This is a genomic window from Shewanella sp. 10N.286.51.B2, from assembly GCF_041469265.1.
Classification (GTDB): Bacteria; Pseudomonadota; Gammaproteobacteria; order Enterobacterales; family Shewanellaceae; genus Shewanella.
This window is the reverse complement of record NZ_JBFRKH010000012.1, coordinates 41,944-63,065: the sequence shown is the minus strand read 5'-3', so window position 1 is coordinate 63,065 and position 21,122 is coordinate 41,944. Positions and strand designations below refer to the sequence as shown.

Sequence of the window (21,122 nt, the reverse complement as noted above, 5' to 3'; positions counted from 1 at the left end):
ATTAAGATGAGTAATGATTTTCAATTTATAGAAGTCGATCGTAAAGATCCAACTAAACACGCCGCTTCGAAACGTTCAACTCAATTTATTGAGATTTATCAGCCGTTTTCTCAGCCTCAAGTGGCTGAGCAGGCAGACCGTTGTTTAGATTGTGGTAATCCTTATTGCGAGTGGAAGTGTCCACTGCATAACTACATTCCTAATTGGCTAAAACTGGCCGAACAAGGTCGTATTCTAGAAGCGGCAGATTTGGTTCATGAAACCAATACCTTGCCAGAAATATGTGGCAGAGTGTGCCCTCAAGATCGTCTATGTGAAGGGGCTTGCACCCTCAATGATGATTTCGGCGCAGTCACCATTGGTAATGTTGAAAAATACATTACCGATACTGCAATCAGCCAGGGATGGCGACCCGATATGACAAAAGTGAAGCCACGCAAAGAGCGCGTGGCAATTATTGGTGCAGGGCCAGCGGGCCTTGGTTGTGCTGATATCTTAAGTCGTAACGGTGTTAAAGCTGTGGTATATGATAAATACCCACAGATTGGTGGTTTGCTGACTTATGGCATTCCATCTTTCAAGCTTGATAAAGAGGTTATGGCCACCCGACGTAGTGTACTTGAAGGTATGGGCATTGAATTTAAAATGGGCGTTACCGTTGGTAAAGACATTCCCTTTCAAAGCCTGCTAGATGGTTATGATGCTGTGTTCCTCGGCATGGGTACCTACACAGCAATGAAAGCTCGCCTACCCGGTGAAGACAGTCAAGGTGTCATTCAAGCACTGCCTTACTTGATTGGTAATACTCATCATTTAATGGGCACTGAATGCTCTGAAAACCCATATTTAAGCCTTGAAGGTAAAAACGTGGTGGTATTAGGCGGTGGTGATACAGCTATGGATTGTGTCCGCACTGCTGTGCGCCAAGGGGCTAAAAGCGTCACTTGTGCTTATCGTCGTGATGAAGCAAACATGCCAGGCTCTCGCCGTGAAGTGCAAAATGCCCGCGAAGAAGGCGTCAACTTCTTATTTAACCGTCAACCGGTGGCAATCAAAGAGCAAGATGGCATAGTCACAGGCATTGAGAGTGTAGAAACTCAAATGGGCGAAGCCGATGAATCTGGTCGTCAAAAAGCTGAAGTCATTGCCGGTAGTGAGCAAACCCTTGAAGCTGATGCCATTATCATTGCCTTTGGTTTCCAAGCCAGCCCTGCAGCTTGGTTTAGCGACTTTGGCATTGAAACCAATGAATGGGGTTTAGTAAAAGCCAGTAAGTTTGACGATAACCCTTTCCAAACAACCAACCCGAAAGTGTTTGCCGGTGGTGATATGGTACGTGGTTCAGACTTAGTCGTTACCGCTATTGCTGAAGGCCGCGATGCAGCTCAAGGGATTTTAAACGCTTTTGAAGACGCATAACTCACTTTTGCAGCCACTGACAAGCCGCGGTCAATAACACTGCTTGGGCTGATTAATAACAAAAACTTGTGATAGCAAAACTCTTAAAGCGCATCTTTTGATGCGCTTTTTTATTTGCTGAAATTGCTACTACAGTGCTCATTCCCTGTTTGCTTTTGTGCTATATTAGCCGCCATTATTTAAATGAACTGTTTGAGACGCTAATTATGAAAATCGCTATTATCGGTGCAATGGAACCTGAAGTTGCTCACCTAATTGAATCAATGACCAATCCAGTACACTCAACTGTAGCGGGAATCGAATTCGTTGAAGGACAACTTTCAGGTAAAGATGTTGTCGTCACCCGTTCAGGCATTGGTAAAGTCGCTGCCAGCGTTGCAACCACATTAGTTATCAACAACTTTAAGGTTGACGCTGTGATTAACACTGGCTCTGCAGGTGGATTTGTTGACAGTTTAAATATTGGCGATATTGTTATTTCATCTGAAGTACGTCATCACGATGTTGATGTAACCGCCTTTGGTTATGAAATTGGTCAAATGGCATCGCAGCCTGCTGCTTTCATCCCTGATGAAAAGTTAGTCACTGCTGCAAAAGCGGCTATTTCATCATTAGGTGAAGCTAAGGTGATTGAAGGTTTAATCGCCACGGGTGATAGCTTTATTTGCGATCCTGAACGCACAAAAGTGATGCTGGCTAACTTCCCAACTATGGCGGCATGTGAAATGGAAGCCGCTGCGATTGCGCAAGTTTGTCATCAATTTAAGGTGCCGTTTGTTGTCATCCGCTCATTATCAGATAATGCTAACAACGACTCGCCTGTTGATTTTGATTCCTACATTGTAAAAGCAGGTCATTACTCAGCATTAATGGTCATTGCATTACTAAAAAACCTATAAAGAAGCCCAAGGTAATTTAATTTAGCCGTTATTGGCAGCAAAATGATGTCGTTCTGCCAATAGGGTTAACACTGTGGATGTGGACTAATAAGGTGCTATGACATTGTTTGATAGTTCTTTTTACCAACAGCTCATTACGGTTGATGGTAGTTTTCTAGCTAACTGTCTGGTGCTTTTTATGGCGTTGCTCATTTCTAGAGTGGCGCCAATACCTAGACATTTGCAGCCAATTGTTTTTTTTCAGCTACTGGCTAATAAATTAAGCACGAAAGTTAACCATCCACAGCGTTCTTCTCAACAGCAAGTTACCGCCGGCCTACTCGCAACACTGTTACTGATTTTACCACTGTGGTTTAGCGTCTACTTTATCTTGTCGCTCGCGGTATACCCGTGGTTTTTTGACTTTTTATTAGTGTATTTTTGCATCAGTGACGCAGGCTTTAGACCCGTCGCGAATGACGTTGTAAACTCCCTAAAGCTTAATGATAAACAACGAGCCAAAAAGTTACTGAGCCCATGGCTAATTCAGCAAACCGATAGTTTGTCAGAAGTCGGTATTTGTAAAGCCACCATTGAAAGGCTATTAATCAGCCCAAGTTATGGCACTGTCGCCACCATCTTATTTTTTGCCATTGGCGGTGCCCCCTTGGTGTTATTTATCCATTTGCTACGTCAATTAGAACATTGCTGGCCTAATTACGTGCCGCAATACCGCTACTTCAGCGCCCCTATTTATGCCCTCAACCAAATCATTTTTGCTCTCCCCAGTTTACTGTGGAATCTGACTTTAATTTTGCAAGGCAAATTAAAAAACGTATCAGCATTAGTTAAACAGCCACCTCATACAGCTGGAGTGTTCGGTTACTCAAGCTTATACATTGGCAGTAAAGTGTTGGAAGTGGAGTTAGGCGGGCCGCAAAAATTTATCTTAAAACACCAATTGCAACGAGTTGAATTAAGCAAGATAAACCCATCAAGAATGCCGCTTACTCAAGATATCCGCAACGCGATCAGCTTGACATCATGGGCAATCAGCTTTTGGATTTGTTTTACCATTGCCATTCCGATTTTGTGGACCGCATTAAGGTGGTTTCAAGCGATGTAACTTTATTATAAAAAGGTTATTATACCCAGCTTAGTCATTTTTGTTGTTTGATGTAGAGGCGACTCCTTTTGTTAGATAATCTGCAAATATCTTTAACGACCCCAGGTTTGTTATTCCCAGCTATTTCATTATTGTTGTTAGCTTACACTAACCGTTTTTTCGCATTAGCAGCTTTAATCAGAAACTTAAGCTCCTCAGGTAAGCCAATTAATAGCGAACAAATTAAAAACCTTCGTCAGCGCATTAAGATTATTAGACGCATGCAAGAAGCAGGCGTCATCAGTTTTGCCATCTGTGTCATTAGCATGATTTTTATTTATTTGGGGCTGTTTGATATCGGCTCAATGGTATTTGGGGTGAGTTTATTATTTTTACTTTATTCACTGATTTTATCTGTAGTTGAAATCCGTATTTCGGTCGATGCACTCAATATCCACTTAAAAGAGCTTAGCAATGATTGAGTGGATTTACTTTTTTGACTTGTGTGGCACCGCGGTCTTTGCCTTATCAGGCGCATTAGCCGCAGGTAAGCATAAAATGGACCCATTTGGGGTAATTGTTTTGGCCTCAGTGACCGCCATTGGTGGCGGCAGTATTCGTGATGCGCTTATTGGCTCAACACCGGTGTTTTGGATCAGTAACCCCAGTTATGTGGTGGTCATTTTGGCAACCGTGATTGCCTGTTTCATTTTAGTTCGTAAACCTCATAAATTACCTAAGTTAACCCTCCCCATAGCCGATGCCTTTGGCTTGGCTCTGTTTACCGTGATTGGTGCAGAAAAAGCATTGCAACTAGGGTTATCTGGCATGTCTGCGGTGATCTTAGGTTTAATCACCGGTGTCGGTGGTGGTATTATCCGAGACTTATTATGCCAGCAAGTGCCTATGGTACTGCGCACCGAAATATATGCCACTGCCTCTATTGTTGGCGGTATTTGTTATACCTTGAGTATTGCAGTGGGTATGGATAGCACTTACGCGCTGTTTTTGGCCATGTTTAGCACCTTGATTATTCGCTTAAGTGCAATTCGCTGGCATTTATCATTACCTGCATTCGATTTAAAAACTAAGGGCCATTAGATGCGACTCATTTTATTAGTATGCTGTTTATTGAGTAGTATTTGGAGCACTTCAAGCCTGGCTAATAGCGGCGAAATGCCAAAACAGCAGCAGCTTGCAGTGCAATACATGCAAGCATTAACCAGCCATGATTACCGCACTTTAAAGAAGTTTTATAATCGTGAAAGCGTCTTTTTTGATAAAACCGCCAATGTAAAATACACCGGCGGTCGTCATATTATCGAGTTTTTCCAGCGCGCCCATGATGGCGTTCTTGAGTATAAATTGAATATTGAGCACATGTTTAATACTGGCTCTTTAGTGGTACTCATTGGTAACTATCACCTTAGAGGCCCAGGTGATCAATTTGGCAAACCCGGCAAGATTATTGAAATCGCCGTGCCTGGTGTTACCACCTTAAAGTTCGATATGAAAACCGAGCGGGTGACAGAACAAGTTGACTTAATGGACTATCAAACCATGTCCGATCAACTTGAGTCACAATAAAGTTAACTCGCGCTAAAAACCTGTGTAGATTGCCATTATTTGGTAAATTTTACCCATAAAAAAACGGCTCATTGAGCCGTTTTTTGCTTTTAGGGATTAAGCCCCATCAGAATTTATTGTCTGCCTATACAAGCGAAACTTTAGCAAACTTGCGCTTACCTACTTGGAATACCGCGGTCATACCCGCAGTAAATACCTGACGAGTATCAGTGAGCTTTTCGCCATCCATTTTAACCGCGCCTTGCTTGATCATGCGCATGCCATCAGATGTTGAAGCAACCAGTGCCGCACTCTTAAGTAAGTTAGCAATCGCTAAGCCTTCGCCAGCTTCAAGCTCAACTTCTTCGATATCATCAGGAATAGCGCCCTTCTGGAAACGATCAATAAAGGCTTGATGTGCTGAGTCTGCTTGAGCTTGATCATGAAAACGAGCGATGATTTCTTTTGCTAAGGCAATTTTGATATCACGTGGGTTCTGACCGTTTTCAACATCTTGCTTAAATTGTGCAATTTCAGCCAATGGGCGGAATGACAACAATTCAAAGTAGCTCCACATTAGGTCATCTGAGATTGACATAATTTTGCCAAACATCTCATTTGCAGGCTCGCTAACACCAATGTAGTTATGTGCCGATTTAGACATTTTCTTCACGCCGTCTAAACCCACTAATAAAGGCATCATGATCACGGTTTGTGGCTTTTGCCCTTCCGCTTTTTGTAACTCACGACCCATTAATAGGTTGAACTTTTGATCGGTTCCGCCTAATTCAACGTCAGCTTTTAATGCAACTGAATCGTAGCCTTGCAGTAATGGATACATAAACTCATGAATTGCAATTGATTGACCACCAGCATAACGCTTTTTAAAGTCATCACGTTCCATCATGCGTGCAACGGTTTGTTGTGATGCTAAACGGATCATACCAGCAGCGCCCAGTGACTCTAACCACGATGAGTTAAACTCAATGCGGGTTTTTGCCGGGTCAAGAATTTTAAATACCTGCTCTTTGTATGTTTCAGCATTGGCCAGTACATCTTCACGAGTTAATGGCGGGCGCGTGGTGTTTTTACCACTAGGATCACCAACCATACCGGTAAAGTCACCAATAAGGAAAATCACCTCATGACCTAACTCTTGGAAGGTACGTAGCTTATTTAAGATCACCGTGTGACCTAAATGAATATCTGGAGCGGTTGGGTCTGCACCTAGTTTAATTCTTAAAGGACGACCTTCTTTAAGTTTTTCTAGCAGATCAGACTCAACTAAAATCTCGTCAGTACCGCGTTTAATTTCTGCTAACACTTGGTCTAAATCAGCCATTTCGGCACCTACTCCTGCAGCTTGGATAAAAAATAAGACGCCTATGTTACTTGTTAGCCACAGTAATTGAAAGTGTGTACACTAAGGGGATTACAAAGAAAAAGAGAAATTGGTACCTAGGTCAATGGCAAAGTTTATCACTTTATTTAAATTGCTCCCTAAAGTGCACCAAATTGCACTGTGTTCATTAGTTATTCTCACGATAGTTATCGTGTTATTCCCATCTGATAATGCCCAAGCATCCAAACAAGCTAACACTGGTACAGTTGATATTTCCGATAGAATTGGCATCCAAGACCCTTTGTCTGAAGAAGGTCATGTCAGCAACAATGACAAACAAAGCCAATACTCTGTACCGCTGGCCTTTAGAACCCCAACTCCGCCTGGAGGCAGCGCCCCAGCAAACACTATAACGGCAAGCAATAATGATGCTCAGCTTCGCCCTTCGCAAGAAAGTAATCCTATTGCTGATTTAAACCCATTAATGACAGCCTCAGACGGCTTATTAGCCACCCAAGCAGATGTTGAAAATGCCGTACCCTATCGTGAAGCAGATTTACTGTCACATAAAACCTTTAAAGTCGCTAAAGGTGACACTTTTGGTGGCTTAGCCAATAGAGCAGGCTTAAGTCCAAAAGATGTTTATCAAATTACCCGTTTGCCTGTATCTAAGAAAAATTTACTCAAAATCATGCCCGGTGAAGAGATTATTGTCTCTAAAGATGCCCAAGATGAAGTGACTCAAATTAGTTATCAAATGGACAAAGTCTCTACCCTATTGATTTCAAAGTTTGATGATAAATTCGAAGAAAAGGTCAATGTTAAATCCATTACCTTAGAAACGAAGTTCATCACCGCCAATATTAGTACTAATTTTTGGAGCGCTGCAGCCAGCGCCGGTTTATCAGCTAACCATATTATGCAACTTGCCAACATTTTTGGTTGGGATATCGATTTCGCTCTAGATATACGTAAAGACGATCATTTCTCATTGATGTTTGAAGAAGAGTTTGTTGATGGCCAATTTATTGGTACCGGCAACATTTTAGCCGCCGAATTTGTTAACCAAGGTGAGCGCTACACAGCTGTACGTTATACCGATGGCGAATATTACTCAGAAACAGGCAGTAGCATGCGAAAAGCCTTCCTTCGCTCACCTGTTGACTTTAAATATGTCAGCTCAAGCTTTAATCCGCGTCGCTTACACCCAGTCACAGGCCAGGTTAGAGCACACCGTGGGGTAGATTATGTGGCTGCTATTGGTACCCCTATTAAAGCTGCAGGTCGCGGTAAAGTGATTGAGTCAAGTTATAACAAATACAATGGTAACTATGTCTTTATCAAGCATAACGATACCTACACCACTAAATATCTGCATCTAACAAAACGCAAAGTAAAACGTGGCGAAACCGTTAAGCAAGGGCAGATTATTGGTACTTTAGGAAAAACAGGTCGCGTTACTGGCGCTCACTTACATTACGAATTTATCGTTAATGGCGTGCATCGCAATCCAAGAACCATCAAGTTACCGCAATCTAAGCCAATTGATAAAAAAGAAAAAGCGCAGTTTGATATACTCAGCAAGCAAATAATGGCTAAAATTGAGCAAAACAAGCAGCAGCATTACGCCAGTAATTAACCTATGATGCCGCGATTGAACTAGCGTTTCTCTAGTCACCCATTCCTTTGTTGGGCTAGTTTCATACAGAATCTAGCCCGCTTCATAAATGAGCCAATACCATGGATAAACCTCAGTATTATATCGGTTTAATGTCAGGCACCAGTATGGATGGTGTCGATGCTGTTTTAGTTGATTTTAGCAATAACCAAACCCGCTTAATCGCTACCTATACGGTAGCAATTCCAGAGCATGTTCTGCATCAATTACACCGTCTATGTAGTCCTAATAATGATGAACTGAACATTATGGGCCGCATGGACAGAAGTATGGGCTTACTGTTTGCACAGGCGGTCAACGAATTATTAGCAACCACCACTATTAATAAAGCCGATGTCATAGCCATTGGTAGTCACGGCCAAACCATTCGCCACATGCCCAATCTTGAGCATGGTTTCAGCTTACAAATTGGTGATGCGGATACCATAGCGGTTACCACGGGTATTAACGTCATTGCAGACTTTAGGCGCAAAGATATTGCCTTAGGCGGTCAAGGGGCGCCGTTAGTACCAGCATTTCATCAAGCGTTATTTGCTAAAGCTCACACACCACGGATTATTTTAAATATTGGCGGCATTGCTAATATCACTTACTTGCCAGGGGAATCTGATCAGGTTATTGGATTTGATACAGGCCCAGGTAACACCCTCATGGATGCATTCATTCTGCAACAGCAGCAGCTCAGTTTTGATGAATCAGGTCAATGGGCCGCATCAGGTAACACCAATGCCGAGTTATTAACTCACCTGTTAACTCACCCGTACTTTGCCATGGCCTATCCTAAAAGCACTGGTAGAGAGCTATTTAATCATGCTTGGCTTGAGCAGCAATTGGCTAATTTTTCTCATCTAGCACTAGAGGATATTCAATCCACGCTACTTGATCTTAGCTGTCAGACAATCGCCAATGATATTAATCAACTCACGGATGCTGGCGATATTTTTGTTTGTGGCGGCGGCGCTTTTAACACTGAGTTGATGCAGCGTTTAGCCATGCTGGTGCCTAACTTTACCCTGTCAAGTACCACAGCAATCGGTATGGACCCCAAATGGGTTGAAGCCATCGCCTTTGCCTGGCTTGCTATGAGACATCACCACGGCTTAACGGCCAACTTACCCGCTGTGACTGGCGCAAGTAGAGCGGCGATCCTTGGCAGCTTTTACAGCGCTATTTAGTAAGTGAATAGATAGCAATACTAGTACCTAAACTCGCTATCAAAACTCGATATCAAAGCGATGCATATAACTGAACAAAAGTGAGTGGGGTTTCACCCACAAGCTTTGTTCAGCGTTAATACTTTTTCTTTAAATTCCCTCTCTTGTACAAAGTCACATTGTAATAACGGTAAATTACTGCTTAACTCTTTGTAGTGATTAATTTTTGTTCGTACAGCAGTATTCAATTTAAATTAAGGAAGGTTAAATGAGTATTTCGCAAAAAATGTTTGCAGAGTTTCTAGGAACCTTATGGTTAGTGTTAGGCGGCTGTGGTAGTGCGGTATTGGCCGCGGCTTTTCCTGAAGTAGGTATTGGGCTATTGGGCGTATCCTTAGCTTTTGGTTTAACCGTACTCACCATGGCATTTGCCATTGGTCATATTTCTGGCTGCCATCTAAATCCAGCAGTTTCATTTGGTTTATGGGCTGGGGGTCGCTTCCCCGCATCTGAGCTAGCGCCCTATATTATTGCCCAAGTGGCTGGCGGTATTGCTGGCGCAGGTATTTTATACCTTATTGCCACAGGTCAAGATGGCTTTAGTTTAGCAGGCGGTTTTGCCTCAAATGGTTTTGGTGAGCACTCTCCTGGTGGCTACAGTTTAACGGCGGTATTAATTACTGAAGTGGTAATGACGTTATTCTTTTTATTAATCATCTTAGGTGCCACAGACTCTCGTGCTCCTGCGGGGTTTGCCCCGATTGCGATTGGTTTAGGGCTAACGTTAATTCATTTGATCAGTATTCCAGTATCAAATACCTCAGTTAACCCTGCTCGTAGCACTGGGCCTGCATTATTTGTCGGCGATTGGGCGGTATCTCAGCTGTGGTTATTTTGGCTTGCACCCATTGCAGGGGCGATTATTGCAGGTTTGATTTATCGCTTTTTTGAAAAGCCAGCTGACAATGCATAAGCACACTCATTAGCCATTGAGTCACGAATAAAAGAGCACCTTGAGTGCTCTTTTCTTTTTCAATCTAAAAGTCGATGTTATCATGAGCCACCGACGGGATTTGGTAACGCTAAAGCTTGCTCTTTAGCTGCTCAATTTAGCCAATACCGCAACCTATTTACTTATTTTATTGAGAATACACCATGAGTAGCAAACCAAAATCTATTGCCGACCAATTAAACATGACCCCAGAAGCAAGATACGATTACCTTGTTGAGCAAGTTAAGCAAGAGCAGCAAATCTGGAGCCTACAAGATCAAGATGGCTGCGTGATGCTCACCACTGAAGATGAAGATTGTATTCCAATGTGGCCTTCTGAAGATGCGGCAAAATTATGGGCTGTTGATGAATGGAGTGATTGTGAACCATTATCAATTCCACTTAATGAATTTCAACAGCGTTGGGTAAGCGGTATGGAAGAAGATGATTTATTCATTGCCGTATTCCCAGTTCATGAAGATTTGGGTGTAGTGATCCCACCATTTGAACTTGATTCACGTTTAACGCCGAAAAAGCAATCAAAGCACTAACTCTTAAGCAAAACATAATTCTTAAGCACAAACATAATACTTTAATACAGATATAAACCATGACAGATAAAAATGTGACCACAAGCGAGATATGCCCTGATAAAGATAATACTCCCGCAATGGAGCAAAGCGCTGAAAGCCAAACTAAAGCTGTTTTCCCTAAAAGGTTAATGGCTTTATTGGCGGTCTACGTTATCTCGTCCGTCAGCGGTTTAATGGCCCAGCAAGGTGTATTGCTCTGTATATTGACCTTAATGATGGTGCTCGGTATTACAGGACGTCAAAAAGCGGCTTTATACATGCTTCGTGGCTACGCGATCTTGCAGCTGGCCTTATATAGCATGCTACCTGTCATCATGTATGATCCTGACAACTTAGTCGCTGGGCCGACTACTTTTGATTTTGGCTTTATGCAAATGGTACTGCCTGATTGGATTATCTTTACAGCGCTAATTATTTTGGCATTAATCCAAGTGTGGATTAGCTTTAATGCAAAAGTGCTGAAGTGGTTTAAGCCGCGGATGAACTTCAATATTATTAGTTGATTTGATAGTCAATTTAAGACACAAAAAAGCCGTCACATGACGGCTTTTTTATTGGTCTCAGTTTAGCTATTAAACTGAGAAACTGGCCCCACAACCACAGGTTGTTGTTGCATTTGGGTTTTTCACGAAGAAACGTGACCCTTCTAAGCCTGAAGTGTAGTCAACTTCACCGCCAACAAGATATTGTAGACTCATAGGATCAACAACCAGTTGTACCCCTTGCTTTTCAATAGTGAAGTCACCTTCATTCACTTTTTCATCAAAAGTAAAACCATACTGGAAACCTGAACAACCGCCTCCAGTTACGTATACTCGAAGTTTTAATTCAGGATTCTGCTCTTCTTCTAGCAGCCCTTTAACTTTAGTTGCCGCAGCATCGGTAAATTGGATTGGCATTGCTGCATCTGTTTGTTCAGTCATTACTACCTCTAACTTCAGTTTCAGATCGGGATTATCTATTACCTGACTAATTTGTTCAAGTATTACCCTTAGTTCTTTTTTAGCTTTCTAGTAACTCTGCGATATCGAACGTTTGCTCAATACGTCCACCTCGTACCCCGCGGGCAGCTGAGACTAGCACTACCGCTTTTACACGTTGTAAAGCAAAGCCTTCAGGCAGGTTCATTTCAGTATCAAATATTTGAAAGTAGCGAAAACCAAATGCAAATTTTTCAATATCAATGTCAGATAATGAAATTTCAACTTGCTGTTCATGTTGTAAACCCACCAACACAATATCTGCAACCCCTTTAACGCTGGTTTTACGCTTTTGGTTTTGGGTCAAAATTAATCTTAATTGATAACTATTGGCGACTAAGCCTTTTGACAGTTCGAGACCATGGATAGCAATGCCATCCACCTCTTTTTCTGGTGACACTAAGCTGCGATAAAATGCTAACTCTTGTTCGATAGTTTTTTGCTGTTGCAGTTGTTCTTTGAACATGGTTTGCATGTTGCTATTGGCTTTTTCAGCAATTGATACTGCCATTTCAAGCCGTGAAATCACCAGAGATTGTTTCTGGTAAGCCGTTTGTAATGCCTGAATTTCTTCCGCATTAAGCTCGGGTTCTATCACTTCTGACATAACAAAATGTTGGCTCAGCACCCCAATGGTGAAACTAATCACAATCAGCCCAAATAAATACAGACCTGAAGTGCGCTTTTTTCGTTCTAAAACTTGCAAGCGGTTCAGCAAGCGACGATAATTTAACATTAGGTAACAAGCCTTTAATAAAATACAATGCTAACAATATGCCCACAGATGGAAGTTAGGCAATAAAGTGCAATTCAAGTTTAGTAAAGCCGCTATTATTCACACCAAAGCAGTTACACGCAAATATCTTCGTAACGATTTGAGAGATAAACTTTCTCAAGCGAAAATTAGTGTGCAACTTTGTGCGTTAGCGCTTCTATTTGCTCTCATTACCTCCGGTGTGATCATCTTATTTCGCTTAACCTTGAACTGGGCACAAGTGTATACCCTTGCTGAAGCCACCCATTTCACTGACACAGTCAGTGATTGGCGCACTTACTTACCCATTTTAGGCGCATTACTTATTTGGTTGGTGGCTGGTATTGGTTCCAAACGCTATCGCCGTATGGGCATTGCCTATGTCTTACACCGATTCAAATTACATTACGGCAAAGTGCCGTTACCATCGGCTGCGGGTCAGTTTTTTCAAGCATTAATTGCGCTAGTGGCAAATTTTTCAGTGGGTAAAGAAGGCCCAGCTATTCACCTTGGCGCGGTGAGCGCGAGCTTTTTAGCTGAAAAATTTAAATTGCCTGACAACAGTGTGCGCATTATGTGTGCCAGTGGCATTGCTGCAGGTATCGCCGCCATTTTTAACGCGCCATTAGCCGCTGTATTATTTGTATTTGAAGTGATTGTGCGCGAATACAAGATTCATTACTTCTTTCCGATCATGCTTTCAGCCATATGTGGTGCATTATCAAGCCAGTTAGTTTTCGGCAATATTCATGAATATGACTTAATCAACGTCACTCGTATTCCGTTAGATCAATACCCAATTCTTGCCATAGGCGGTATCGTTTTAGGCTGCACTGCGGCGCTGTTTAATCACTCATTACTTAAAATGACCGCCATTGGTCAGCATTGGCCTTTAATTTATCGATTAATGATTGCCGCGGTCATCACCACCTTAATCGGCTTAATACTGCCACAAGCACTAGGCTCTGGTGATTTAGCCATTGAAGCCGCCATTAGCGAGCATCCAAGTTTATGGTTTTTAGGCGCATTGCTTGTGGCTAAAATAATCGCCACCATTGCTGCAATCAGTTTTGGCATTCCTGGTGGCTTAATTGGCCCCTTGTACGGAATAGGGGCATTAATTGGCGCCATGTTAGCCCTTGTTAGTGCGATTTTTTTCCCGTCAATTGCGCCTTATGTTGGCCTTTATACCGTGATCGGAATGACGGCGATGATGGGGGTGTGTTTAAGTGCGCCACTAGCCGCATTAGTGGCACTATTAGAGCTCACCAATGACGCTGCGATTATTTTACCTGCCATGTTTGTCACTATCCCCGCCTTTTTGATTGCCTATCAGGGCTTTAATACCAATTCGGTTTTTTTAAAACAATTGGACATTATGGGGCTTGGCTATAAAGTGCCGCCGGTTAATCTTGGGCTGCAAAAGAAAGGCGTACGGGCGCTGATGGATAAACGCTTTGTGATCGTTAATGACGATAATGACTTACTGCTTGAAGTCATGAAACGTGCGCAAGGCCGCCCAGTGATGGTACGTAATGCTGATAACAAAATTGAAATGCTCAGCCTTGAGATGCAGTCCTTTGAAGATAAAACCACCCTTTCACGGCATTTGATGCACGGCGTTGCTGATACCGCAACCTTAAATGAAGTGTACGAGCTATTGTCACTAAAACGCAGTGGTGAAGTGTATATTTATCAGAATAATACCAATAATGTCGTTGGGGTCATTAGCTGGGCAAACCTATGGCAAGAAATCCGTTCTGGGCAAGTATAATTGGCGTGAGATCTTAAATAACAGAAATAATCATTAGCATGATTTAATATTGGTTCACTCTCTGTTAAAATCTCGCCTCAGCCACCCTACATAACCACTGAGTAGATAGTTCTATTTACTCGCCTAATAATTGGAAATCAGGCTGATGACACAGTTTACAGGTTCTCACATCCTTTCAGTTAACCAACTGAATATTGATTCAATCAACACTATTTTCAACGTTGCCAATGATATGACCCCTTATGCACTTCGTGAAAAACGAACCAAAGTGCTTGATGGCGCCATTTTAGGTAATTTATTTTTCGAACCTAGTACTCGCACTCGAGTCAGCTTCGGTTGCGCATTTAATTTACTTGGTGGCAACGTAAGAGAAACCGTCGGCATGGGCTCATCCTCATTGTCTAAAGGTGAATCACTTTACGATACTGCAAGAGTATTATCGACTTATTCAGATGTTATCGCTATGCGCCACCCGGACGCTTTTTCAGTTAAAGAATTCGCACAAGGCAGCCGCGTTCCTGTGATAAATGGCGGTGATGGCGCTAACGAGCACCCGACACAGGCTTTATTGGATTTATTTACCATTCAAAAAGAATTGGGGCATCACGGACAAGATATCAGCGGCATGCACATTGCCATGGTCGGTGATTTAAAACATGGTCGCACGGTACATTCCTTGTCACGTTTGTTATGCATGTATAAAGATGTGAAGTTCACATTAATTTCACCAACTGACTTAGCAATGCCTGACTATGTGATCAGTGACATTGAAAATGCTGGTCATCAGATCACAATTACAGATCAGCTAGAAGGTAATTTACATCAGGCTGATATACTCTATTTAACTCGCATTCAGGAAGAGCGATTCCCTTCACAAGATGAAGCGGATAAATATCGCGGAAAATTCCGTTTAAATCACAGTATTTACACCAAACACTGTAAATCTAACACTGTGATAATGCATCCATTGCCAAGAGACTCTCGTGCTCAAGCCAATGAATTAGATAATGATTTAAATAGCCATCCTAGTCTGGCAATTTTCAGACAAGCTGATAATGGCTTACTTATAAGAATGGCACTTTTTGCTCTAACACTTGGGGTTGAAAATCAACTACAACAATACGAGTGCCCCGTTAATTGGTATTCACGCAAAGCCGATAAATAATTGGCTAACGACTTAAAAGGATTACACATGACCCGCTCAGAAGCGCTTTTTGAACAGGCTAAACAAACCATCCCTGGTGGCGTTAACTCTCCAGTCCGTGCATTTAATGGTGTCGGTGGCTCGCCACTGTTTATCGAAAAAGCCGATGGTGCATATATCTTTGACGCTGATGGTAAAAAATACATCGATTACGTTGGTTCTTGGGGCCCAATGATCCTTGGCCACAATCACCCACAAATTCGCCAAGCAGTATTAGACGCTGTGGAAAATGGCCTTTCATTTGGTGCGCCGACTGAACTTGAAGTCAAAATGGCTGAAAAAGTGATTGAGATGGTGCCATCAATTGAACAAGTTCGTATGGTAAGTTCTGGTACTGAAGCGACCATGAGTGCGATTCGTTTAGCACGTGGCTTCACTAACCGTGACAAAATCCTTAAATTTGAGGGTTGTTACCATGGCCATGCTGACTGTTTATTAGTAAAAGCAGGTTCTGGCGCGTTAACTTTAGGTCAACCTAGCTCACCAGGTATCCCTGAAGATTTTGCAAAGCACACACTTACCGCGGTTTATAACGACCTAGATTCAGTACGTGCTATCTTCGAGCAACACCCTGAAGCGATTTCTTGTATTATTCTTGAGCCAGTTGCTGGCAACATGAACTGTATTCCTCCGGTTGCCGGCTTCTTAGAAGGCCTGCGAGCAATTTGTGATGAATTCGGCGCATTGATGATCATTGATGAAGTAATGACAGGCTTCCGCGTGTCTAAAAGCGGCGCTCAAGGTCACTACAATGTGAAACCAGATCTTACTACCCTAGGTAAAGTAATCGGTGGCGGCATGCCAGTGGGCGCTTTTGGTGGTCGTAAGGATGTGATGCAGTTTATTGCACCTACTGGCCCAGTTTACCAAGCAGGTACTTTATCAGGTAACCCAATTGCGATGACTGCAGGTCTTGCACAAATGGAAGCCCTTTGCCAAGACGGTCTTTATGACGAGTTAGCAGCAAAAACTAAACGTATTGCAGAAGGCTTTAAAGCCGCTGCAGACAAGCACGGTATACCACTTAACATTAACTATGTTGGCGGCATGTTTGGCTTCTTCTTCACTGAAGACACCAGCCCTATTACTAGTTTTGATCAAGTGACTAAGTGCAACATGGAGCATTTCCGTAACTTCTATCACCTTATGCTAGATGAAGGCGTTTACTTAGCACCAAGTGCTTATGAAGCAGGCTTCTTATCAATGGCTCATGGCGAAGAAGAACTTGAAATGACCCTAGCGGCAGCAGATAAAGCTTTTGCGGCGTTAAAAGCACTGTAATCGCCCGATAAAATAAAAGGGGTTGATAGCATTGCTATCAACCCCTTTTTTAACCAAATAAGAACAAAGTTGCAACAACCCTGTTTATGTGATGAAATTCCGCGCACTGAAACAAACCAATATTAACTTGGTTTGCCTACTTTCATTTTAGCAATCTAGCTTTGCTAAGCAGCAATGGAAATATCAATATGTTTGAAGTCTTTCTCATATCGCTGGCAGTACTTGCCTTACTCAGTATTGTGTTTGAAGAAGTCACTCATATTAACAAAGCCAAACCACGCTATTTCTCGGCTGTATTGCTTGGATTAGTTTATTCATCTCTGCTGCTGGCACCGACAAAACCCCATTCATTGCCGCAGAGTTAAACGACAATTTACTGGAAATTGCCACCTTGTGGTTATTTCTCATGTCGACAATGACCTTTGTGGCTTATCTCAACGCCAAAGGCATGATCCAGCTGTTAGTACAAAAAATCTTTCCGCAGCAAGTTTCTGTCAGAATGCTGATGCTGCAAGTCGGCCTTTTTGCACTGGTACTATCCACCTTCTGTGACAATGTCACTGCCACCTTGGTGTCCTTAGGCTTATTAACCACATTTAATTTAGCAAGTCGAATGCGTCGCCGTATGGCAGTATTAATTATCTTCGCGGTTAACTCAGGCGGAGTAGCCTTGATAACGGGTGATGTCACCACCTTAATGATATTTCTTGCCGGTAAAGTGCAAATGTCACAACTACTGATTTTGTTTTTACCTGCCGGCATTAGTGTGATGCTATTAGCGCTGTTATTCTCTCTAAACGCTGAAGGTCATGTCAGTACCACACCGGTAGATAAACAACTAAACCCTATTGATATCATTATCGGACTGATTTTCTTAGTCACGATTGTTCTGACAATGCTATTTAATATCTTATTTGATATTCCGCCCGTGCTTACCTTTCTTGCTGGATTATCGGTGATGTTTTTAGTTGGGCGTACCAGTCACACTAAAAAGAAGAAATTCAAATTTTAGAGTACATTCGCCAAGTAGAATTTGACACTTTACTATTCTTTTTAGGGATTTTATTGCTTGTAGGCATGCTCAAGGAAATTGGCACTTTGGAGCTACTGACGCAGGCTTATGGGCTGTATAACCCAGCGATATCGAACTATTTTGCCGGAGTTGGCTCAGCAATTTTAGATAACGTACCACTGACTGCGGCGCTACTTAAAGCAGAGCCAGTACTCACCACAGCCCAATGGTTAGGTTTAACCTATTCTGTCGGTGTCGGAGGCTCACTACTAGTCATTGGCTCTGCTGCGGGGATTATTGCCATGAGTAAGATCAAAGAGCTCACCTTTGTGAGTTACTTAAAATACTTTCCTGCATTATTACTGTGTTACTCCGTGGGTTATGGCTTAACGATTTTAATCGCTAATCAGATCCATAGCTAAGGTGTTAGCTTTCAGACTAAGCGCTAAAATAATCAGAGCTAATAACTAAGCGCTAATAGTCTGTGCAGGCCCGATACTCTGCGCTAGTAGCACACATAAAACAATAAAGGCGCCATTGGCGCCTTTATTAAAATCAGAGATTAACTAAAGAAGTTACCCAAACTAAATTGCTGGCACTTTAAACTCTGAGCCATCGATTTCAAGTACCACATCTCTGGGTCTAATTTCGATAATTTTAAGCTTACCACTGATCACATCGCCTTCTTGAAGCTCTGCACCATCAATGTTTAACCAGCGATTATTTGCATCAGAAGAATAGACATGAGCCTGAATATTAAACTCTGGTACTTGTAATTGCACACTGGCAGGTAGCTCACCGTATTTAGGGATGCTATCTGATTTCGGAATAGGGATTGGGTCAAACTCAGCTTCAGTCACAGGTTTATTGGCTGATTCTTCATATTCAACATCTTTAAGAGCGGCTTGAAAAGCGGCCATTAAATTATTCGATTGCTCAGCAGTTAACTGATTTTTTTCTGGGGTGTTTTGGGTAGCGGTCACTTCATTGCTCACGCCTTGCTGCTCAAAATTGACGTTTTCAGCTGCGGTTGCCACTTTCATCTGCAGTGCAGTTAAATCCGATGTTTGCTTGTAGTTAGAATTGGCCCCTAAAATAATCGCATCTTCGCCATAGAGCGCGGTTAACTCAGCGGCAGTTAACTGCCTTTGGGAGTTATTCGAGCTAGCATTTGCAGTACCTGTTGAACTTACAGCGGTGGCTGCAAGCTCATTTTGCGATAGTGAGCTTACTTGACCTCGATTACTCTCATTCAAGCGATATTCATACTGGGTATTATCACCACTATTTGATGGACTCTTTGCAGGTGAATCACTTGAAGATAAGCTATTTAAAGACGAGTTATTTGAAGATAAGTCATAGCCAGCAACAGCTTGTGGTTTTGCCAAGGGCAAAGCCACTTTATTAGCAATCCTTATTTCTGCTGTGCCCGCTTGAACGGTATTTAAACTCAGGCTTTGTTGCGATGTGGCTTGCTTAACAGCTTCATTTTCCTGACTAGAACTTACCCCTGAATTCGCCGTTAAAGTCGGTTTCACTAATCTCGCTAAGCCCCAAGCAGATAACACACCTAATAAGATCACTGAGATTAACACCAGCGCCTTGCCCCAAAGCTGACGTAACCAATGCTGGTTAGTCGCTGGTTTATAACCAGCCCTTGGGGTTAATACCGCATCAGGTAATTCGCCCATCTGTTGCTGTTTTTCTTTGGTCACGGCATCTAATAAAATAGACATTAGCTGCGCCCTACTTTAGTTAATCTTGGGCCTTGCTTGCTGAGGTATAAGTTAAGCTGCACCAAGGTTTGGTTCCCTGCTATGCCATCAGATTTAAGTCCATGTTGACGCTGAAAGGCCATTAAATCTTGCTCTAAGGTATCATCGAAACGGTTTAATAATCTCGGCGCTCGTTGTTGCACCAAGGCTAAGTTATTTTCTAACCATTGAATTTGCGACAAACTGGATGTTTGACCAATTTCACTTGGCATTACTCCATCGGTTTGCCATAAAATTTCAAAGGTGCCGCTAAAATGACGGTTAAACCAATCCTTGCTGACCCAAAGCTGCTGCTCATTTAATTGCAGTAATACTTGCTCACCTTCGCGAGCTACCACAACCCCATAGAATTGCTTAGCTTGCTGATCTTCTAAATACACCACCGCCGGGTAATTAAGCCTTGCAATACTGTTCCAGTTCCCCTGCTGCTGATGGCACAACAGCCCTTGCTCAGTCGCTGCTTGGCAAGAAGATAAACCAATAATGGGTTGTTTTCCCCATAAGGCAAACAGTCCAGCAAATGCATTATCAATGCTGCGACTTTGCGCCATTGCGGCGCGGACAATGCTTTGATTGCGATTAACTTGTGTTAATGCCACAGGGACAACATCTTCAATAACAGCTACTTTATCAACCGCTTGTTTATTGACTAAAGCACTCGCCTGCTCTGAGCCGACCTGTTGAGGAAAAAAGCCATAAAAAGACACCCCAAAGGTAATCACTAATGTCGCAGCAATGGTTAAAGGCCAATGGGAGCGAGTCTCAACCGGCATTTCACCTAATACTTCAGCAGCAGCTTGCTTAACCATATGCTGATCGATTGGCACTTTTGATTGGCCATAACCGGCCATTAAGGCTCGTTCACACAACAGGTTAGTTAAGCGTGGAATACCGCCACTGTACTTATGTAATGCTTTACAGGCTTTTTTAGAAAATAATGGTTCAAAACGCCCAGCAACTTGTAATCGATGTTGCACATACAAGGCTATCTCTTCAACAGTCAAAGGCAACAAATGATATCTTGCGGTAATTCGCTGGGCTAACTGACGTAGCTCTTGACGCTTAAGCAGTTGCTGTAATTCTGGCTGGCCAATAAGAATCACTTGCAGCAGTTTTTTGGTATCTGTTTCAAGGTTAGTCAGTAATCTTAGTTGCTCTAACACCTCAGGGCGCAAATGCTGCGCTTCATCGATAATTAATACGGTATTGCGGCCATTTTTATGATTATTGAGTAAATACTGGCTGATTAAGTCGGTCAGTTGTTTAATTGAAGGAGCATCACCATAGCTAATGGCAAGTTCATCACACAAGGTTGCCAGTAACTCTTGTTCAGTTAATGAAGGATTAAGTATAAAAGCAGTATCCGTGTGCTCAGGTAATTGCTTTAATAAACAACGTGACACAGTGGTTTTGCCAGTGCCAACCTCACCAGTTAATAACACGAAGCCACCGGTCTCGCCCAGACCATAGGTTAAATGGGCTAATGCTTCTCGATGACGGTCGCTTAAGAACAAATAATGTGGGTTGGGTGCGATTGAAAATGGATTATCATTTAATCCATAAAATGCTTTATACATCGGGCCAAAAATCCTTATCTATAACTGACGGTTCAAGTT

General features: G+C 42.5%; 19 protein-coding genes and 1 pseudogene. 15 read left to right on the top strand and 5 right to left on the bottom strand.

Going from position 1 to position 21,122, the window contains the following annotated elements; all coding sequences use genetic code 11:
* Positions 1–6: 6 nt before the first annotated feature.
* The 6 genes from AB4140_RS03015 (at position 7) to AB4140_RS02990 (ending at position 4,989) form a co-directional block, all read left to right on the top strand.
* A complete protein-coding gene (locus AB4140_RS03015) occupies positions 7–1,419 on the top strand; it encodes an FAD-dependent oxidoreductase (protein ID WP_102475604.1) in 1,413 nt (470 codons plus the stop codon).
* Positions 1,420–1,625: 206 nt separating this feature from the next.
* On the top strand, positions 1,626–2,318 hold the full coding sequence (locus tag AB4140_RS03010; RefSeq protein ID WP_102439253.1) for a 5'-methylthioadenosine/adenosylhomocysteine nucleosidase: 693 nt from the start codon (positions 1,626–1,628) through the stop codon (positions 2,316–2,318).
* 103 nt (positions 2,319–2,421) lie between these two features.
* Positions 2,422–3,423: a cobalamin biosynthesis protein gene (locus AB4140_RS03005; protein ID WP_371999744.1), complete on the top strand. Its 1,002-nt coding sequence runs from the start codon at positions 2,422–2,424 to the stop codon at positions 3,421–3,423.
* 80 nt (positions 3,424–3,503) lie between these two features.
* On the top strand, positions 3,504–3,884 hold the full coding sequence (locus AB4140_RS03000; protein ID WP_102439286.1) for a DUF2721 domain-containing protein: 381 nt from the start codon (positions 3,504–3,506) through the stop codon (positions 3,882–3,884).
* The gene (locus tag AB4140_RS02995; protein WP_102439255.1) at positions 3,877–4,503 is read left to right on the top strand and encodes a trimeric intracellular cation channel family protein; all 627 of its coding nucleotides are present in this window, start codon (positions 3,877–3,879) and stop codon (positions 4,501–4,503) included. Before AB4140_RS03000 ends, AB4140_RS02995 begins: the two co-directional genes overlap by 8 nt.
* Positions 4,504–4,989, top strand: a complete 486-nt coding sequence (locus tag AB4140_RS02990; protein ID WP_102439256.1) for a nuclear transport factor 2 family protein — start codon at positions 4,504–4,506, stop codon at positions 4,987–4,989. It begins immediately after the preceding gene.
* Between the two features lie 124 nt (positions 4,990–5,113).
* Here AB4140_RS02990 and tyrS read toward each other — a convergent pair whose 3' ends face one another.
* On the bottom strand, positions 5,114–6,310 hold the full coding sequence (gene tyrS / locus AB4140_RS02985) for a tyrosine--tRNA ligase (RefSeq protein ID WP_102439257.1): 1,197 nt from the start codon (positions 6,308–6,310) through the stop codon (positions 5,114–5,116).
* Between the two features lie 124 nt (positions 6,311–6,434).
* Here tyrS and AB4140_RS02980 point away from each other — a divergent pair, with 124 nt between their 5' ends.
* The 5 genes from AB4140_RS02980 to AB4140_RS02960 all read left to right on the top strand — a co-directional run bounded on the left by AB4140_RS02980 (position 6,435) and on the right by AB4140_RS02960 (position 11,229).
* The gene (locus AB4140_RS02980) at positions 6,435–7,949 is read left to right on the top strand and encodes a peptidoglycan DD-metalloendopeptidase family protein (RefSeq protein ID WP_102439258.1); all 1,515 of its coding nucleotides are present in this window, start codon (positions 6,435–6,437) and stop codon (positions 7,947–7,949) included.
* Between the two features lie 101 nt (positions 7,950–8,050).
* On the top strand, positions 8,051–9,163 hold the full coding sequence (locus tag AB4140_RS02975) for an anhydro-N-acetylmuramic acid kinase (protein WP_371999741.1): 1,113 nt from the start codon (positions 8,051–8,053) through the stop codon (positions 9,161–9,163).
* Between the two features lie 247 nt (positions 9,164–9,410).
* Entirely contained in the window at positions 9,411–10,115 is a 705-nt protein-coding gene (gene aqpZ, locus AB4140_RS02970) for an aquaporin Z (RefSeq protein WP_102475599.1), read from the top strand.
* Positions 10,116–10,297: 182 nt separating this feature from the next.
* Positions 10,298–10,684 (top strand): DUF2750 domain-containing protein, encoded by a 387-nt coding sequence (locus AB4140_RS02965; RefSeq protein WP_102439261.1) that lies wholly within the window; start codon positions 10,298–10,300, stop codon positions 10,682–10,684.
* 119 nt (positions 10,685–10,803) lie between these two features.
* Positions 10,804–11,229, top strand: a complete 426-nt coding sequence (locus AB4140_RS02960) for a hypothetical protein (protein WP_371999796.1) — start codon at positions 10,804–10,806, stop codon at positions 11,227–11,229.
* 69 nt (positions 11,230–11,298) lie between these two features.
* Here the strand turns inward: AB4140_RS02960 and erpA are convergent, their stop codons facing one another.
* Positions 11,299–11,649 (bottom strand): iron-sulfur cluster insertion protein ErpA, encoded by a 351-nt coding sequence (gene erpA / locus AB4140_RS02955; protein WP_055024237.1) that lies wholly within the window; start codon positions 11,647–11,649, stop codon positions 11,299–11,301.
* A 79-nt stretch (positions 11,650–11,728) separates the two neighbouring features.
* Positions 11,729–12,442, bottom strand: coding sequence for a DUF6776 family protein (locus AB4140_RS02950; RefSeq protein WP_102439262.1), 714 nt, complete (start codon positions 12,440–12,442; stop codon positions 11,729–11,731).
* Positions 12,443–12,509: 67 nt separating this feature from the next.
* Between AB4140_RS02950 and AB4140_RS02945 the strand changes: the two genes are divergently transcribed.
* The 4 genes and pseudogenes from AB4140_RS02945 (at position 12,510) to nhaD (ending at position 18,153) form a co-directional block, all read left to right on the top strand.
* Entirely contained in the window at positions 12,510–14,234 is a 1,725-nt protein-coding gene (locus tag AB4140_RS02945) for a chloride channel protein (RefSeq protein ID WP_371999739.1), read from the top strand.
* A gap of 145 nt (positions 14,235–14,379) precedes the next feature.
* The gene (locus AB4140_RS02940; RefSeq protein ID WP_102439264.1) at positions 14,380–15,399 is read left to right on the top strand and encodes an aspartate carbamoyltransferase; all 1,020 of its coding nucleotides are present in this window, start codon (positions 14,380–14,382) and stop codon (positions 15,397–15,399) included.
* Between the two features lie 27 nt (positions 15,400–15,426).
* Positions 15,427–16,719, top strand: coding sequence for a glutamate-1-semialdehyde 2,1-aminomutase (hemL, locus tag AB4140_RS02935; RefSeq protein WP_102439265.1), 1,293 nt, complete (start codon positions 15,427–15,429; stop codon positions 16,717–16,719).
* A gap of 188 nt (positions 16,720–16,907) precedes the next feature.
* Positions 16,908–18,153: pseudogene (nhaD, locus tag AB4140_RS02930) on the top strand (sodium:proton antiporter NhaD).
* 162 nt (positions 18,154–18,315) lie between these two features.
* On the opposite strand, the gene AB4140_RS02925 reads toward nhaD, so the two are convergent.
* Both AB4140_RS02925 and AB4140_RS02920 read right to left on the bottom strand, forming a co-directional pair.
* On the bottom strand, positions 18,316–19,467 hold the full coding sequence (locus AB4140_RS02925; RefSeq protein ID WP_371999737.1) for a general secretion pathway protein GspB: 1,152 nt from the start codon (positions 19,465–19,467) through the stop codon (positions 18,316–18,318).
* Complete coding sequence (locus AB4140_RS02920; RefSeq protein ID WP_102439268.1) at positions 19,467–21,083, bottom strand: ExeA family protein; 1,617 nt, start codon at positions 21,081–21,083, stop codon at positions 19,467–19,469. The genes AB4140_RS02925 and AB4140_RS02920 overlap by 1 nt, the downstream gene beginning before the upstream one ends.
* Positions 21,084–21,122: the final 39 nt, after the last annotated feature.